Source organism: Acinetobacter sp. FDAARGOS_724, from assembly GCF_013364475.1.
Lineage (GTDB): Bacteria > Pseudomonadota > Gammaproteobacteria > Pseudomonadales > Moraxellaceae > Acinetobacter > Acinetobacter variabilis.
Genome location: NZ_CP054908.1, coordinates 738,604 through 754,858 on the forward strand (window position 1 = coordinate 738,604; position 16,255 = coordinate 754,858).

Below are 16,255 nucleotides of genomic sequence, written 5' to 3' on the forward strand. Positions count from 1 at the left end.
AGTCATGTGATTAAGCAATGAACTTCTTTTGCAAGTTTCATTACAATAGGCCCAAATTAATTATTAGGTGAATAGGATGGCGCTTTGGCGTTCGACCGTAATTGTCAGTGCGATGACCATGTTATCGCGGGTTCTGGGATTGGTCCGGGATGTGGTTTTACTGAATGTATTCGGTGCCGGTAAAGATTTCGATACCTTCGTGGTGGCATTTCGTATTCCAAACTTTTTCAGACGGCTATTTGCAGAAGGGGCATTCTCCCAAGCCTTTATTCCGGTACTGACAGAATATAAAACCAGTCGTACCCATGCAGAAGTGCAGATCCTGATCAGCCGGGTATTTGGCTGTCTGGCTACTTTCATGACCACCCTGACCATGATTGCCATCATTGCCGCACCGGTGATCATGTATATCTATGCGCCAGGGTTCCATGGCGATGAAGCAAAGTTTGCGCTGGCTACAGACATGTTCCGCCTGACCATTCCATACCTGCTATTTATGTCACTAACGGCTTTTGCCAGCAGTATTCTGAACAGTTATGGCTCTTTCAGTACGCCAGCCTTTGCTCCGGTCTTATTGAATATTGCCATGATTGCAGGTGCGCTCTGGCTCACCCCTTTTATGGCAGAGCCGATTATGGCGCTAGGCTGGGCAGTCGTAATTGCCGGTATTTTGCAGCTGGCAATCCAGATTCCAGAATTATGGCGTAAAAACCTGTTGATTCCACCGAAAGTAGACTTCAAGCATGAAGGGGTGGATCGCATCATGAAACTGATGCTACCCGCTTTGTTTGGTGTATCGGTCACACAGATCAACCTGTTACTGAATACGGTTTGGGCTTCTTTCATGCAGGATGGTTCAGTGTCCTGGCTATATAGTGCTGAACGGATGACCGAATTACCATTGGGTCTGATTGGCGTCGCAATCGGTACCGTGATTCTGCCGTCTTTATCCACACAGCATACGGAAAAGAACCCGGAAAAATTCCGTGGCATGATGGATTGGGCAGCGAAAGTCATCGTACTGGTGGGTCTACCAGCCAGTATTGCCTTGTTCATGCTGTCAACACCGATTATTCAGGCATTATTTGAACGCGGACAATTCACTTTTGAAGATACCCAGATGACTGCCTTGGCACTGCAATGTATGAGTGGCGGTGTGATTGCCTTTATGCTGATTAAAGTCTTTGCTCCCGGCTTTTATGCCCAGCAGGATACCCGTACACCGGTACGCGTCGGTTTAATGGCAGTAGCAGCCAATGCAATTCTGAACGTGATCTTTATTGGTTTCTTTAAGCTGATTCATTGGGAAGCGGAACATATGGCGCTGGCACTGGCTTCGACCGGTTCAGCCATGGTCAATGCGGGTCTGCTGTATTTTTATCTGCATCAACGCAATATTTTCCGCTTTGGTGCACACTGGAAAAAAATCTTCCTGCAATTCATGTTTGCCAATGTGGTGATGATTGCAGCTTTGGCCTATGCACTGAGCTGGTACAATGGTGATGTATCACAGTGGATGCGTGTACTGGAAGTACTGATTTTATGTGTGGTCGGGGTAGTGGCGTATTTGGCCGCATTGGTCGCTGCTGGTTTCAGACCACGCCATATCAAACCGTAATCCATTTTGGGCGCATAAAAAACAAGAGCCAAATGGCTCTTGTTTTTTCTGTAGGAAACTTTTCCTTAAGCAAAAATCAGTCGCTAGACCTTGCCGCGAGAAAGGAAACCAACAATGGCAAGAATAACGGCAATCACCAATAAGATAATCGCGAAATCCTTAGATAAGCCTGCTACTCCACCGAAACCAAGTAGACTGGCAATTAAGGCAATCACAGCAAAAATAATAGCCCAGCGAAACATATCAATTCTCCATGTGTTTTTATTCTCAAATCCAGTATAGGAATATTCGATTTTGGGCACTGTTAGTGTTTTGTTGATGTACTGTCTCTGATTTAACAATAGTTTACGTGATATTAATAAGATTCACGTCCCTACATTTCCTTTGTTGAGACTTGGTATAATAAGCTGATTTTTACCATAGCCGTTTTGATTATGTCTGATGCCTTACGTCCATACTTCTGGAAAAAATATAGTCTCACTGAGCTGACACCAGAAGAATGGGAAGCGCTTTGTGATGGTTGTGGGCTTTGCTGCCTGATCAAGCTGGAAGATGAAGACACCCACGAAGTTGCCTATACCAAAGTGGCTTGCAAATTACTGGACTGTAAAACTGCCCGCTGTTCGGATTATCCGAACCGGCTGCAATATGTGCCCGATTGTATCCAGCTAACACCTGAGAAACTGGACACCATTCACTGGTTGCCATCAAGCTGTGCCTATCGCCGAGTTGCTGAAGGGAAAAGCCTGCCATCCTGGCATTATCTGAAGACAGGTTCACGACAAAGCGTAATTCAGGCCAAAAAATCTGCTGCTGGTCGCTGCTTAAGTGAAGTCGATATTGATGAAGATGAAATTGATGAATATATCGTACGCTGGGTGCGCTAGCTGTTAGCGCAATCCAACCTCGTCAAATGATTAAATAAAAAAATTAAGCTGCCTGTTGTAGCAGTTGCTGTGCTGAAGACCCCGACATAGGTCGGTAAAAATAAAAACCTTGTCCGATCTGGCAATCACAATTGATTAGCGTGTCCAGTTGTTCAGTATTTTCAATACCCTCGACCAGTACATCCAGAGAAATACTGGAACCAATCTGGGTAATGGCTTTGACAATGGCCAGCGCAGACGGATCATTGTTCATGCGTTCTACAAAGTTGCGATCAATCTTGATGCAGTCGACCGGATATTCCTGTAAACGGGTCAGGGAAGAATGACCGGTACCGAAGTCATCCAGAGAAATATGAATTCCATGTTTTTTTAGCAGGTTTAGTGCCCGGATCACATAATTGGCTCCGCCTTCGGATAAGCTCTGCTCGGTAATTTCCAGTTCAACCTTATGTGCAGGAATATCGAATCGGGATAGACGAGCCAGGAATTTCTCAGCATAGTCATCGCGCAGGAATTCAACTGGAGCTGCATTGATTGAAATTGGCAGTATATCCAGACCCTCGGCTTGCCAGCGGCTCATATCCTCAAAGACTTTTAGCTGCATGGTTTCACTGATGCGCGAAGCTAAATCATAGTCCTGGAAAGCAGAAAAAATATGAGAGGGTAACTGGATCTGATGCTGTTGATCCTGCCAACGCAGTAAGGCTTCGAAACCAATCACCTCACCATCAGAAAGGTGAACCTTAGGCTGATAATAAGGAATAATCTGATCCGCATGAATAATCTTGCGTGCCAGCGTCAGTTGTTTGGTCATGTTTTCCAGTGACCTGAACATCTCCTGATTAAACATGCGAATCCCGCCACGACCACTATTTTTCAGATCATTCAGGGCAATATCGGCACATTTCAGCAGGTTGGAACTATTCTGGGCATCACGCGGATAAACGGTACAACCGATACTCATACCGATACTCATACGATGGCCGACATAACTCACTGGTTGTTCCAGTTGGGCATAGGCCAGTTGTGCAGTATTAATCAGCTGGGCTTCGTTTTCCAGGTTTTTGACTAAAATAGCAAACTCATCGCCACCCAGACGGGCAACGACTATATTATTGGAGCCAAAACAGGCCTGAAAACGCTTGCCCAAGACATGCAGCAAATGGTCCCCGGCAATATGACTCAAAGTGTCATTGATATGCCGGAAATAGTCTAGGTCGATCAGGAGCAGGCCAACCATTATTTGCTGTTGCTTGGCTTTTAGCAGTACCTGTTTAAAGGTCTTATAAAAGGCATTGCGGTTATACAGTCCGGTCAGCTCATCACGCTGAATTACGGCTTTTAAACGGCTTTCAACTATTTTTTGCTGACTGACATTGCGTGAAACACACAGGATATTTTGGGGAATATTATTTTCGTCCAATACTGGAGTCAGTAAATGATCCCAGTATTGTGGGTCCTCATTCTCCGTCTGGGCTTTTTCTACAAAACGGCTATTTAAACCTTGAGCAGCCTGTTTTAAAGCGCGTTGTCCGGTTTTTTTAACTTCAGCGGGTAACAGGCTTAACCATGAATGCGGGGCAGGCTGCTGTTCAGGATCAATCCCTAACTTATGACAGGCTGACTGATTGATATGACGGATTTCGCCTTGTGGAGACATCACTTTAATACAATCGACACTGGCATCCAGCATGTTTTTTTGGGTAGAAATCACCTGAGACAGTTGTTGCTGAATCTCAAAATATTCATGGATATCGGTCAGTGATACCGACCATTGCAGCAGATGTTCTGCTGTATGCTGAAACTTGATGGCCAAGGCACACATACGGTAGCTGGAATCAGCCGATTTAATCCGGCACTGGGTATTAAAGCCTTGTTGCTGATTCAGGCCAGCATGCCATTGCTCAGAAAACGTTGGCTGATCATCTGGATGAATCAGGCTTTGCCATTCTTTAGGACCATATTCACTTAAATTGGTACCTAAATAATCCGAAAGTGCCTGATTAAAATATTCAATATTATCCTTGCCCAGCACCCAAAGCGGATGCGGCACATCATTGATCAGATCTTGTAATAATCTGGATTTTGCCTGTTGTTCATTAGAAGATTGTATCAAGGTTGAAATAAGCGAATCAGCGCATTCTGCAGTTGTTCGTCTAGATTTATTATGCTTCATGCATCCCCACCGATACCACCCAAAGAGCATCCAATCAGTTGCTCAAGTCCATTCTAATTAATATGAGATAATGTGAAATTTACAAGGTTATTAACCTGTAATTAATCATGTTCTATTTATCTACTTTTCATAAGATTAATCCATTCATTGTAAAAAAAATAGAGATTTCTTACATAAATTAAATTTTTCTCATAAATGTTTGAAATATTGGAATCAAAACTACCAGTGTTAGAATGAAAGCAGAATTTAATTTGAGCCAATAATAAGATGTCAGACAGTCATATCCCGCTTCCAGAACGCTTGCGGCCTCGCGACCTTGCAGAAATTATCGGGCAGGATCACTTGCTTGGAGAGAATGCACCTCTACGTCAGATGATTGACCAAGGGCATTTACCATCGATTATCTTCTGGGGTCCACCTGGAGTAGGTAAAACCACGATTGCCTTGCTACTTGCCCAAGCGGTGGACCGGCCATTTATCAGCCTGTCTGCACTCAATACCGGTGTGAAAGAATTGCGTGAAGTCATTGCGGAAAGTGTTGATCTGCTGACGCCTGTAGTGTTTATTGACGAGATTCACCGTTTTAATAAATCCCAGCAGGATGCACTGCTGAATGCCGTCGAAAAAGGCAAAATTACCCTGATTGGCGCGACGACGGAAAATCCATCTTTTGAAGTCAACAGTGCCTTGCTGTCACGTTGTCAGGTCTATACCTTGAATGCGCTGAGTGACGAAGCGATTCAGACTTTACTAACTCAGGCGATTCAGACTGACAAATTCCTGCAGGAACGCTATATCCAGATTGAAGAATTTGACGCCTTATTGCAGTTTGCCGCAGGGGATGCGCGTAAGGCACTCAATCTACTAGATCTGATTGCCAGTACTTTTGAGGCTGATCAGGAAAATATCATTACTAATGCGATTGTGGTCAAAGTCGCACAGCAGAATATTGCCCGTTATGACAAGTCTGGCGAGCAGCACTATGATCTGGTTTCGGCCTTCATCAAGTCGATTCGTGGTAGTGATCCGGATGCTGCCCTGTACTGGATGGCACGTATGCTGAAAGGTGGTGAAGATCCGGTCTTTATTGCCCGCCGTATGCTGATTGCGGCATCAGAAGATATTGGCAATTCCAATCCGAATGCCTTGTTGCTAGCGGGTGAATGCTTCCGCTCAGTTCAAGCGATTGGTATGCCGGAATGCCGGATTATTCTGGGACAATGTGCGGTTTACCTGGCGACCAGTGCCAAAAGTAATAGTACCTATCTCGCGATTAACAAGGCGATGGATCTGGCTGAAAAAACGGCCAATTTGCCAGTGCCTTTACATCTGCGTAATGCAACCACCAAGTTGATGAAAGAGCAGGGTTATGGAGTGAATTATCTGTATCCGCATAACTATCCGGAACATTTTGTTTTGCAAGATTACCTGCCGCCTGAGCTGAAAGGCACCAAACTGTACGAATCGGCACGTAATAAGCGTGAAGTGGAAGGCGAACGTCTGCAACAACGTCGCTGGCAGGAACAACAGCAGCAGTAAACAAAAAAAAGCCCAATTCAAGGAGAATTGGGCTGAAATAGGATGTCTTGGGGGAGATACATCCTAGAGGGTAAGGGTATAAATCTAGCCGACAACACCAGATGGATTGCATCTGCTGGGGATGTGGCTGGGATGCAGTAATATTAAGGCATGCATTGAATAATGTAAAAACGATCATTTTTATTAATAAAATTCATTTTTTCGATCATAAGATTAGACAATAAAAAACCGGGCTATTTGCCCGGTTCTTTGAAGCATTATTAGTGCTTAGATATCTTCAAGATTGATACCTAAACGTGCTGCAACTTCTTCGTACGCTTCAACCACACCGCCTAGGCCTTGACGGAAACGGTCTTTATCCAGTTTTTTCTTGGTGTCTTTATCCCATAGACGACAGCCGTCTGGAGAGAATTCGTCACCCAGTACGATACGGTCGTGGAACACACCAAATTCAAGTTTAAAGTCAACCAGAAGCATATTACCCGCTTCGAATAATGCTTTAAGCACATCGTTCACTTGGTAAGTCAGTTCTTTCATTTTTGCCAGTTGTTCAGCAGTCGCCCAACCTAAAGCAATCGCTTGAGATTCGTTCACCATTGGATCGCCTAGCGCGTCATCCTTGAAGAACAATTCGAATGTTGGAGGCGTTAACTCTTTACCTTCTTCTACACCAAGACGACGGCATAAAGAACCCGCAGCATAGTTACGTACTACACATTCTACTGGAATCATTTTAAGTTTTTTCACCAGCACTTCAGTCGGTGTCAGCAGTTTCTCAAAATGAGTTTCAATACCAGCAGCAGCCAGCTTTTCCATGATGAAGGCGTTAAAACGGTTATTCACCTTACCTTTACGATCCAGTTGTTCGATTTTTTCGCCATTGAATGCGGACGCATCGTCACGAAAAACTAAAATCAGGTGGTCTTCACTGTCCGTGGTATAGACAGATTTCGCTTTACCAGTATAGAGCAAGGTTTGTTTTAACATGAGGGAACCTTCTACAAAAAAAAATGCCTAGAAAATGTCTAGGCTGGCCAATTTTGGTAAATCTGGTTTAACAGTTCTGCTGCTTTTTCGCGGTCGGCAAAACTGTTATCGGGATTAAACACAGCCAGGGTGTTACTCGAACCTGCGGGAGAGAGTCTTAAAACATAGGTTTGCTGATCGACCTGAATCGCTACTTCATAACGATCTTTATTTTGACCAACGATAGAATGGTTAAGGCTGCTAAGCGTGGCAAGAGTGTATTGCCATATTGTAGCAGCATTTCCATCAATTTTGAGCAGTGGATTTTGATTTCCGTCAGTGACTAATTGCGGCTTTCCCGAAAAATTTTCTTGAGTTTCATCTGCTTGAGTTGAATTTACTGGCTGTGCAGTAGGACGTGGCATCGCAAAGCGGTTACCACGCTGATTTTCAAGCTTTGGTGCATTTTCCAGGGCAAGCGGATCTACGGTCGGAGCAGGGTACAAAGGCGTTGCAGGACGAACCATTGACCCTTCAGGATATTGTAATGGTTGCAGCGTGGTTGTCTCTTTATAGTCCAAGGTACCGTTTTTAAAGGCCATTGAACTACAACCTGCTAAACTGAATACTGAAAGTGCCAGGGTAAGTCCTAAACGTAATTGCATAATCGTTGCTCTTTATTTAATGACGCTCGCTTCTACAAGTGCCTCATGAAGCGGAGCGCGATATTGTTCTGCAAGTGGTGTTAATGGAAGGCGAATACCTGTACCAATTAAGCCCATATCATGGAGAGCCCATTTCACAGGAATTGGGTTTGATTCGCAAAATAGAATATTGTGTAAATTTGCAACCTGAGCATTGAGCTCTTCAGCACCTGCCGCATCGCCTGCAATGGCTGCAGCACATACTTCACTCATGACTTTTGGTGCAACGTTAGCAGTCACAGAGATATTACCTTTGGCACCATGACCCATTAACTCATAGGCAGTTGCATCATCACCTGAGTAAACAGTCATGTTTTTGCCTGTCAGACCTTCAATCAGGGCAGCACCACGGGCTACATCACCTGTTGCATCTTTAATGCCCACGATCTGTGGAATATCTGCCAGACGGATCACGGTTTCGTTGGCCATATCTACGCCAGTACGACCTGGAACGTTATAAAGAATTTGAGGTAGGTCAACCGCTTCAGCAATCGCTTTATAATGCTGGTATAGACCTTCCTGAGTCGGTTTGTTGTAGTAAGGAGTAACCAGCAGGGCAGCATCAGCGCCAAGTTCTTTGGCTTCCTGAGTCAGCTCGATTGCTTCACGAGTCGAGTTTGCGCCTGTACCGGCAATGATAGGAATACGTTTGTTGGCAACACGAATGATTTCTTTGATCACTTGAGTGTGCTCGCTCATGCTGAGCGTTGATGCTTCACCAGTAGTACCAACCGCGACGATACTGTTAGTGCCTTCTGCAATATGCCACTCAACCAGCTTCTCGAGACCCTTCCAATCTACGCTGCCATCTTCAAACATGGGGGTGACGATTGCGACAATGGAACCCTGAATGGTCTGTGCTTGCTGAGTCATTTTAAAAAACTATCCTATTTGTCCATCCGAAGAGAATGAGAAAACATATTTGGGATGGGTTTGTATTTTGATTTGTAGCAAATTCAATAGATTTGCACTGAATTGAATATTGCTTATGCAAATTATGACTGATCAAACGCATAAGAACAATATGCTTTAGTAAAAGCCACTGAATTCTTTATACAAAGCCTCTAGGCAACAATCAAGTTTTAATCGTTATGATTTTTTGCTGTCCAAATCATCCTTTATCCTCCAGCAGTATGAAAGCTAATGAATTCATTTTTTCAGTAAAAAATACACAGAATAAGTCACTTAAGTGAATTAAATAGATTTAGAAAACATTCTTTTATGGCGTTTTAGGGGAGTATTAATATTTATATTTGATGAATTAAGAGCTAAAATATATCGAATAATAAACCTCATTTATGATGAATAAAAAGCAAAAATGCCTGAACTAATCTTTTTTTCGTATTAGTGATCGGCCCTGAATTTTTCTCACTGTTGAATTTCCGGGTTTGATGTATAAGTCTAAATCCAAAAATACTGGGATTTTAATACTTCTCATTAATTGCTTTTTTGACTTTATCGAACAGCATCTTAAAGTCATTAATTTTCTGGATTTTTCAGTATATCCGAGCAAATTGTTCAACTTATTGGTAGTTAATTCTCTTTAGCGGCTCATAGATGATGGCCTCTCTTTTGAACGCTGATTGAACAAGGATATTCCATGGAAAAATCAGACAATAAGCACGCGATCATCACGGTAGGGATCTGCTTTCTGATCGCTGCGATTGAAGGCCTGGATATTCAGGCTGCCGGGATTGCCGCTGCTGGTATTCGTGAGCACTTTGGTCTTGATAGCTCACAATTGGGTGTATTTTTTAGTGCAGGGATTCTGGGCTTATTGCCTGGTGCACTGGTCGGTGGTCGATTCGCGGACCGTCTTGGTCGTAAGAAAGTTTTAATCTGGTCAACCACAATTTTTGCACTATTTACCTTATGTACCGTGTGGGTGAACAGTTTCCACAGCTTGCTGGCAGTTCGTTTTCTGGCGGGTGCGGGTCTTGGCGGTGCAATGCCGATTCTGATCACTTTAGCTTCTGAAGCCGTGGCTCCACAAAACCGTGGACGTGCCGTGGGCCTGATGTACTGTGGTATGCCAGTGGGTGCTGCAATCTTGTCTTTAATCGCAGCAACTGAATTCGGTGCAAACTGGAAAAATGTTTTTTTACTTGGGTGGTTTATTGCCCATCATTGTGATTCCTCTGATGATGGTGTGTCTGCCTGAATCTAAAGAATACATAAAGGCACAAAACAAGACAGCCGCAGAACGTGCAGCATCTCCTCAGGGTTCATTCAAGGATTTGTTTAACTCTGACAACCTACTTCGTACGCTGTGTATCTGGGTGAGCTACTTCTTCACCCTGATAGTGGTGTACATCATGTTGAGCTGGTTGCCTTCACTCTTTATGGAGCTGGGCTTCACCCGTAAAGATGGTTCAACTGCACAGTTCTATTTCATGGCGACTGCAACGATTGGTACCGTGATTCTGGGTATGCTGACGGATCGCCTGAAAAAAGCGTATGTCATTCTGTTGATGTACGGCGGTATCCTGGCGGGTTTATTAGCGTTGAACGGTGCAAGCTCACTTGAACAGATGTACATGGCCGCAGCATTGGCAGGTGCCTTCGTGATTGGTTGTCAGGGCGTACTCTATGCCTTTGGTAGTATCGTTTACCCGACTGAAGTACGTGGTACAGGGGTAGGTGTTGCTTCTGCAGTTGGTCATATCGGTGCCATGCTTGGCCCTGCAATTGCGGGTCAGCTACTGACAGCAGGCTTCGGTGCAGCAGGGGTGATCTCGGCAGCGATTCCATGTATCGTAATCTCTGCGGTATGTATGCTGTTCCTGGTCAGCCGTACCAAAGTTTAAAAATAAAAAGATGAATATCCAAAAAGCCTGCACTGATGCAGGCTTTTTATTTTCTAGTATCAGTTCAGCTAAAGACAAATTCTGTCTATGTTTTGCAGAGCAATAGCTTTTACAGTTAACTCATCATACGTTTTATCAGAATGCAGAGTCATTCTATTTTTACCTAAAGGGCTAAAAATTTTCTTTAGTTTTAAGCTATGCTTGGATGCAAACTCAGATTTCAAGGGATGAAAATGATGCAGAATGCGGCGCTGATTGTGGTGGATGTACAAAAAGGATTTACCCCGGGTGGAAATCTGGCTGTTACCAATGCCGATCAGATTATTCCGAATATCAACCGATTGGGGCAGTACTTTCAGAATATTGTACTGACTCAGGATTGGCATCCGGCAGAGCATATCTCCTTTGCAGACAATCATCCTGCTCAAGCAGCCTATGACACGATTCAGCTGAATTATGGTTCTCAAGTCCTCTGGCCGAGTCATTGTGTACAAGGGACTGAGGATGCTGAATTTCATCCGGAGCTGAACCTTCCGCAAGCCCAACTGATTATCCGCAAAGGCTTTCATCAAAATATCGACAGTTACTCCGCCTTTATGGAAGCTGATCAAAAAACCAGTACTGGTCTGGCCGGCTATTTACGGGAGCGTGGCATTGATACCGTATTTATCGTGGGTATCGCGACCGATTTTTGTGTGGCCTGGACCGCGATGGATGCCTGTAAACTCGGCTTTAAGGCCTATGTCATTGCGGATGCTACCAAAGGCATAGACCTGAATGGTTCGCTACAACATGCCTGGCAGGACATGCTGGCACAGGGTGTAAAACGGATTTATCTGAAAGATATTATTAATGCTGCCTAAGCGCTGACTTAAGGCGATTAGGGCCATTTACCATTATGCAATGGTTTGTTTACTTTGAGGCATCCACAGATGCCTTGATTTCTTTTTCATGATCCCTGGATTTCCCCATGTCAGCACTCCTTCAATTTAGCCAGTTTGTCCAAAAGACCTTTGCTCTGTGGGTCATTCTATTTTCAGCGATTGCTCTGATGCTGCCGGATCTTTTCGTCTGGTTACGCGCCTATATTCCTTGGATGTTGGGTCTGATCATGTTTGGTATGGGCATGACCATGACGCCAGGCGATTTTAAAAGTATCTTGCAAAGTCCTAAGGCCGTCGCGATTGGGGTCGTGGCTCAGTTTATGGTGATGCCAGGGTTAGCCTTTTTGCTCTGTCAGCTATTCCAGCTTCCGGCTGAAATTGCGATTGGTGTAATTCTGGTGGGCTGCTGTCCAGGTGGCACCGCATCCAATGTGATTACCTATATGGCCAAAGGTAATACGGCCTTGTCTGTAGCGTGTACTTCGGTATCAACTTTATTGGCACCGCTTTTGACTCCGGCAATTTTTTATCTGCTGGCCAGCCAATGGATTGAAATTAATGCCTTGTCCATGCTGATTTCGATTCTGCAAGTGGTGCTGTTTCCAATCATTTTAGGTTTGATTATCCGCGCCCTTCTAAAAACCAAGGTAGAAGGCTATATCCAGGTAATGCCAGTAATTTCAGTGATTGCCATTGTCGCAATTGTGGCGGCAATTATTGCCGGCAGCAAAACCCAGATTCTGGAATCTGGTTTAATGATTTTAGGGCTTGTGGCTTTACACAATGGGATGGGCTATTTACTGGGTTATTGGGCCAGTCGCATATTTCACTTGGCAGAAATTGACTGTCGTGCAGTATCCATTGAAGTGGGGATGCAGAATTCTGGTCTGGGTGTGGCCTTGGCGGCAACCCATTTTGCTGCATCTCCCATTACTGCGGTTCCAAGTGCCATTTTCAGCCTGTGGCATAATATTTCAGGACCTGCTTTAGCCACTTATTGGGCTGGCAGACAAACTGAAAAAACGGACACTTAATTGCAATTTGATGACGGCGCCCAACGAGCCATAGCATGATTTTTTATAAGGTGAAAAATTAAAATATTAATTTATATGGATTTATCGAGCTTTGTAACATAAGTGTCATGAAGTCTGCCTAAGATCGCCCCTCAATGATGTGAAACAACAGACTGTAATCAGCAGCATTGAGAGGGCATGGAACAATTTCAGCATTCGTCAGCGACCTATTTTAATCGGGAACTTTCCTTATTTGGATTTCAGCGTCGTGTCTTGGCACAAGCACTCGATCCGAATTTACCGATTTTAGAGCGCTTAAACTTCCTGATTATTTTTTCCCGTAACCTGGATGAGTTTTTTGAAATCAGGATTGCCGGGCTGATGAAACAGCAAGATCTGAATGCGACTACCCGGACGCCTGATGCTGTACCCACCGAGCTGATTCTACAAGAACTGTCCCAGTCCATTCATGCCACAGTGAACAAACAGTATGAGGTTCTGAATCATGCAATTTTGCCTGAACTCCAGGCGCAGGGGATTCAGTTTCTTCAATACCAGGATCTTCTGGAAAAACATAAGGCCTGGATTGCAGCCTTTTTTGCCAAAGAAGTGCAACCGGTACTGACCCCGATCAGTCTGGATCCTTCACATCCTTTTCCACGTTTGGTGAATAAAAGTTTGAACTTTATTATCAGCTTGGAAGGTAAAGATGCCTTTGGCCGTGAAATCGAGATGGCAATTGTGCCGGCACCACGTTCCTTACCCTGCCTGATTAAAATTCCGGAAGATGTCACCGGAAACAATACCACCCAGATCTTTCTGACTGCGATCATCCAGCAGCATATCAGTGATTTGTTTCCCGGCATGAAAGCGACCGGATGTTATGCCTTTCGGGTTACCCGCAATGCCGATCTGGTATTGTCGGAAGATGTCGATGATCTGGCGTTGGCTTTAAAAGATGAACTGTGTTCGCGCCGCTTTGGTCGTGCAGTACGTCTGGAAATTGAAAATGACTCTCCACAGAACATCATCGACTATTTGCTGGATGAATTTGATCTGACGGAACAGGAGCTGTACCGGATTGATGGACCGATCAATTTGTCCCGCCTGAGTACCAGCTTTGAGCGTCCGGAATTAAAGTATCCGCATTTTAGTCCGGTCATTCCGAAAATTTTCCGTAAACAGAAAAGTATTTTTGAAATTTTAAAGGCACAGGATGTGCTGCTGCATCATCCTTTTGATTCATTCCAGCCGGTGATTACTTTACTGCGCGAAGCGGCCAAGGACCCGGCGGTGCTGGCGATCAAGCAGACGCTATATCGCAGTGGTCCGGATTCGGAAATTGTTCAGGTGCTGGCAGAAGCCGCACGGAATGGCAAGGAAGTCACGGCCGTGATTGAATTGCGGGCGCGTTTCGATGAAGAATCCAATATTATGGTGGCCAATATCCTGCAAGAAGCCGGGGCAGTGGTGGTCTATGGCATCGTCGGTTATAAGACCCATGCCAAAATGATTCTGATCGTCCGGCGTGAAAATCAGGAACTACTGCGTTATGCGCATCTAGGTACCGGAAACTATCATGCCGGGAATGCCCGTATGTATACCGATTACGGCCTGATGACCACACAGCCGGATATCTGTGAAGATGTGCACCGCATGTTCCAGGAACTGACCGGCATGGGCAAAATGGCCAAACTGAAAGCCTTGCTGCATGCACCGTTTACCCTGCATAGCGAACTGCTGAAACTGATTGAGCAGGAAAAGGCATTTGCCCTAGCTGGAAAAGCCGCGCATATCATCATCAAAGTGAATGCGTTGACTGAACCGCAATTGATTGCTGCCCTCTATCAGGCGTCACAGGCCGGGGTGAAAATTGACCTCATTGTGCGTTCAATCTGCTGCCTGATTCCACAAGTCACCGGCATGTCAGAAAATATCCAGGTCCGTTCAATCGTTGGACGTTTCCTGGAACATACCCGGGTTTATTATTTTGAACATGGCGGCGCCAAGAAACTGTATTGTGCCAGTGCCGACTGGATGGGGCGCAACCTGTTTTCCAGGGTCGAAACCTGTTTCCCGGTGCTGGATCCAGAGCTGAAAAAACGGATTTATAAAGATGGCCTGATCAGCTATTTAAAAGATTGTCAAAATGCATGGGAGTTAGATGCCGAGGGTCAGTGGCATAAAGTCCCCTGTCAGGATCCGGCCCAGCCTTATAATGCCCAGCAATATCTGCTGGAACAAAAACAGTTAAAAATTTAAAGGGTAGTCCAAGACACGCTGGCGTATTTGTTTTGTACCCATCAAAAAGCCGGATATTGGATCCGGCTTTTTTTAATTGCAACATTCAGGGACATTTATGAGGCTTTGGATTGTTTGGATTTTAGAATTTCGGTTCTAAAAGTCTGTGCCAGCTCGGCGCTTTCAGCATCCATCCCATTCACCACAAAAGCATGACGGGTCAGGACATTGGTCGGATTGGGCATGCTGACCAGCTCAAAGTGGTCCGCGATTTGTTTCAACAGGGCATTAGGAACATGCAGTGCACTTTCCTTAGCGACCAGTTGCTGAACCAGACGTTCTGCGGCTTGAACTGAATTAAGCTGCATTTCTTCAACAGCTGAAGAAATCGCACTACGTGTCTGCAGGACAAAACGTTTTTCTTCACGATAACGCTTATACAGGACTTCCGAAAGTAACTGGAATACTGAACTGATCATGGTCAGACAGACGAGGGCATCTGGCTTGTCTGCCGCAATACTGATACTGGCACCTTTTTCATCAAACTTGTGCACGGTACAAATATCCGTGCTGTTCAGTTTGTAGTGCTGGATGCACAGTTCAGTGGCTTTGTTCAGGAAAATCTGGCACAAATTGAAATAAGGAACCGATACCGTTTTATTCACACTATCCAGCAACTGTTTTGGATCATAGAACTGAATGTTCAAGCTCAGGCTATCGGTATCCAGTACCACCGGTTTGCTGTCTTTTTCTTTCGGTTTGTTTTTCAGAGCTTGCTGTGCCTGGGCAATGGCGAGGGCGGCATTATGCTTTTCCTGTTCCAATGCCTGAGTCAAAGTCTGAATCTCGAATTTCAGTCGCGATTCATTATTGATACGTGCCAGATACTCGGTACGGCTTGGACGCGCTACCGCACGATAACCGACCCAAAGCAGACCATGAATAATAAAAGAAAACAGAATGGCAAGCCATTGAGTCCGCAGAATTTCACCAATACTTGGCTCAATCAGGGTGATTTCAATCACACCGACTTTTTTCTCGTTTTGTAGGGCATCACGGACAAAAACTTCCCCATTACGGGTCTTGGTCAGCCCACCAGTGGCTAAAACCTGACCATTCGCATCCAGGATGCGAATTGAAGCAACGCTTGGGTTAGTCGCATAACGGTTGGCCAGAAGTGCCAGAGAAACGCGGTTCGCCGGTTCAAGCTCCGCCAGGCTGTCTGTGACCAGTTGGCTCGTCATGAGCTGTCCCTGGTTGACACGGTTATCATTCAGTTGGTGAGTCGTTGCCAATACCAGTAAAAAGGTATGCAGAGCAAAACTTACAATCAGTAGGCTAGCAAATAGCCCTTGTCTAGGCGCATTCAACGTAAACTTCCAAGGCAATTCTGTTCAATTTCGATTATGATTCTAACAAT

The 16,255-nt window shown here is 44.8% G+C and carries 12 protein-coding genes and 1 pseudogene; 7 read left to right on the forward strand and 6 right to left on the reverse strand.

The genetic code is table 11. The annotated features are described in order from the left end of the window. Positions 1 to 67: 67 nt before the first annotated feature. Positions 68 to 1,618 (forward strand): murein biosynthesis integral membrane protein MurJ, encoded by a 1,551-nt coding sequence (murJ, locus tag FOC32_RS04845; RefSeq protein ID WP_171248451.1) that lies wholly within the window; start codon positions 68 to 70, stop codon positions 1,616 to 1,618. Between the two features lie 83 nt (positions 1,619 to 1,701). Here the strand turns inward: murJ and FOC32_RS04850 are convergent, their stop codons facing one another. Further along, positions 1,702 to 1,860: a DUF1328 domain-containing protein gene (locus tag FOC32_RS04850; protein ID WP_004647174.1), complete on the reverse strand. Its 159-nt coding sequence runs from the start codon at positions 1,858 to 1,860 to the stop codon at positions 1,702 to 1,704. Positions 1,861 to 2,052: 192 nt separating this feature from the next. Here FOC32_RS04850 and FOC32_RS04855 point away from each other — a divergent pair, with 192 nt between their 5' ends. Next, positions 2,053 to 2,505: a YcgN family cysteine cluster protein gene (locus FOC32_RS04855; RefSeq protein ID WP_004781392.1), complete on the forward strand. Its 453-nt coding sequence runs from the start codon at positions 2,053 to 2,055 to the stop codon at positions 2,503 to 2,505. Positions 2,506 to 2,548: 43 nt separating this feature from the next. On the opposite strand, the gene FOC32_RS04860 is transcribed toward FOC32_RS04855, so the two are convergent. Continuing rightward, positions 2,549 to 4,711, reverse strand: a complete 2,163-nt coding sequence (locus FOC32_RS04860; RefSeq protein WP_414632193.1) for a putative bifunctional diguanylate cyclase/phosphodiesterase — start codon at positions 4,709 to 4,711, stop codon at positions 2,549 to 2,551. A 237-nt stretch (positions 4,712 to 4,948) separates the two neighbouring features. On the opposite strand from FOC32_RS04860, the gene FOC32_RS04865 reads away from it, so the two are divergent. Next, positions 4,949 to 6,220 (forward strand): replication-associated recombination protein A, encoded by a 1,272-nt coding sequence (locus tag FOC32_RS04865; RefSeq protein WP_008305874.1) that lies wholly within the window; start codon positions 4,949 to 4,951, stop codon positions 6,218 to 6,220. 267 nt (positions 6,221 to 6,487) lie between these two features. Here the strand turns inward: FOC32_RS04865 and purC are convergent, their stop codons facing one another. From purC to dapA, 3 genes are read right to left on the reverse strand one after another with little or no spacing between them, the layout of a single operon-like run. Further along, positions 6,488 to 7,207 (reverse strand): phosphoribosylaminoimidazolesuccinocarboxamide synthase, encoded by a 720-nt coding sequence (purC, locus tag FOC32_RS04870; protein ID WP_004781395.1) that lies wholly within the window; start codon positions 7,205 to 7,207, stop codon positions 6,488 to 6,490. A 38-nt stretch (positions 7,208 to 7,245) separates the two neighbouring features. Further along, positions 7,246 to 7,851 carry a hypothetical protein gene (locus tag FOC32_RS04875; RefSeq protein ID WP_004781397.1) on the reverse strand — a complete coding sequence of 202 codons (606 nt, stop codon included), beginning with the start codon at positions 7,849 to 7,851 and terminating at the stop codon, positions 7,246 to 7,248. Between the two features lie 12 nt (positions 7,852 to 7,863). Continuing rightward, a complete protein-coding gene (gene dapA, locus FOC32_RS04880) occupies positions 7,864 to 8,763 on the reverse strand; it encodes a 4-hydroxy-tetrahydrodipicolinate synthase (protein ID WP_008305869.1) in 900 nt (299 codons plus the stop codon). A 727-nt stretch (positions 8,764 to 9,490) separates the two neighbouring features. On the opposite strand from dapA, the pseudogene mhpT reads away from it, so the two are divergent. From mhpT to ppk1, 4 genes and pseudogenes are all read left to right on the forward strand, one after another. After that, a pseudogene (mhpT, locus tag FOC32_RS04885) lies at positions 9,491 to 10,697 on the forward strand (3-(3-hydroxy-phenyl)propionate transporter MhpT). A 233-nt stretch (positions 10,698 to 10,930) separates the two neighbouring features. Beyond that, a complete protein-coding gene (gene pncA, locus FOC32_RS04890; protein ID WP_034170263.1) occupies positions 10,931 to 11,560 on the forward strand; it encodes a bifunctional nicotinamidase/pyrazinamidase in 630 nt (209 codons plus the stop codon). A gap of 107 nt (positions 11,561 to 11,667) precedes the next feature. Further along, positions 11,668 to 12,615, forward strand: a complete 948-nt coding sequence (locus FOC32_RS04895; protein WP_034170262.1) for a bile acid:sodium symporter family protein — start codon at positions 11,668 to 11,670, stop codon at positions 12,613 to 12,615. Positions 12,616 to 12,792: 177 nt separating this feature from the next. Next, entirely contained in the window at positions 12,793 to 14,856 is a 2,064-nt protein-coding gene (gene ppk1 / locus FOC32_RS04900; protein WP_175966564.1) for a polyphosphate kinase 1, read from the forward strand. A gap of 95 nt (positions 14,857 to 14,951) precedes the next feature. Here ppk1 and FOC32_RS04905 read toward each other — a convergent pair whose 3' ends face one another. Further along, the gene (locus tag FOC32_RS04905; protein WP_004781411.1) at positions 14,952 to 16,205 is read right to left on the reverse strand and encodes a hypothetical protein; all 1,254 of its coding nucleotides are present in this window, start codon (positions 16,203 to 16,205) and stop codon (positions 14,952 to 14,954) included. Positions 16,206 to 16,255: the final 50 nt, after the last annotated feature.